This is a genomic window from Exiguobacterium sp. s145 (assembly GCF_018618835.1).
GTDB lineage: Bacteria > Bacillota > Bacilli > Exiguobacteriales > Exiguobacteriaceae > Exiguobacterium_A > Exiguobacterium_A artemiae.
The window spans coordinates 1-1,168 of record NZ_JACSMV010000046.1; the positions used below are offsets into that span (position 1 = coordinate 1).

At 40.0% G+C, this 1,168-nt stretch carries 1 protein-coding gene and 1 pseudogene; both read right to left on the reverse strand.

Features of this window, described 5'->3' with window-relative positions:
* Nucleotides 1-136: 136 nt before the first annotated feature.
* A complete protein-coding gene (locus KNQ07_RS15935) occupies nt 137-742 on the reverse strand; it encodes a 3D domain-containing protein (protein ID WP_233494505.1) in 606 nt (201 codons plus the stop codon).
* A 288-nt stretch (nt 743-1,030) separates the two neighbouring features.
* Nucleotides 1,031-1,168 (reverse strand): annotated as a pseudogene (locus KNQ07_RS16390) (IS30 family transposase); the annotation flags it as partial.

Sequence of the window (1,168 nt, forward strand, 5' to 3'; positions counted from 1 at the left end):
TTGTGTGGTAACTCTATTCTACACGAGGCCGTTATGGGTTTTTTTTGTGTTTTCAGCTAGGTGTTGCACTTAATATTACAATTCGTCAAGACAAAAAAAAAATCAATCGCACCGATGTACGATTGATTGAAAAAACTTATTTGTATTTAACAGTGACGTTACGACGACCCCAGTTAAAGGCTTCCGCACGTGAGTAGTACAGGATATCCATCTTCTTGCCTTTGATGGCACCGCCTGTATCTGCTGCTGTATACGTCCCTTTTAATTTCCCTTTGTAATACACTTTTACTGTTGAGCGAAGCGGAATCACACGTGGATCAACTGCTACGACTTTCTTTTTCGAACTCTTGATGTTCCAACCGATAGCCGTTAGGTTACCGCTGCCTGGATCATATGGTGTATAAGCTGTCGCGCTGACGTTTGTGATTGTTTTCCATCCGCCTGTTGATTGTTTCTTCGAACCGCTTGATGTAACGACTTTAGAATAACGGGCACTGAGGTAAGCTGTTTTTCCTTTATAGCTGACTTTATACCAGTTTCCTGTTTTTGCTTTGTACGGCAATGTTTGATTCTTATATAGAAGACCGAGTTTCTTGGACGCTGTTGTGGCTTTCTGGCGAACAATCAGACTATCGACCGACGACTTGACATTTTTTTTAGTTGCAGCTTCCGCTTGAAGACCTGCAAACGAACTGAGTGCTAACAAGACTGCTAAAACACTAGCGATTATTCGTTTCATCATCATGTAATCTCTCCTCCATAATTGTTCCTGTTTTGTAACTTACATTAATATACATGACAAAATGGAGCAGTGCCGTTACATATAGACCACAAAAAGATGACGCGATTGTTACTTTTATGTTACAAAAGACTCATTTTTAACGTTTCAAACCATTTTTACGACAATAACCGGTTTAACTTTCGTTTTCACGTTTTTTATATGACAACTGTTGTAACAAACGTTTTTAACAACAGCGGCAAGCCTTCTGTTTTTAGTCTGTTCAGATGATTTTTTTCAAACGACGGTTTGTCAAATTAAGTGCAACACTTCTTCCGTGAAGACCTCGTATGCTGTTTTACAGTTAAGACATTTTCGTGGTCTCCCATTAATCCAGGCGAGCGCTTGAGCGATTTCAGAACGACTGACCTTTCCGAAATCTGTCCCCTT

Excerpts from the sequence above, each read along its gene's own strand:
- KNQ07_RS15935 (WP_233494505.1), bottom strand. The coding sequence starts at position 742 with ATGATGAAACGAATAATCGCTAGTGTTTTAGCAGTCTTGTTAGCACTC.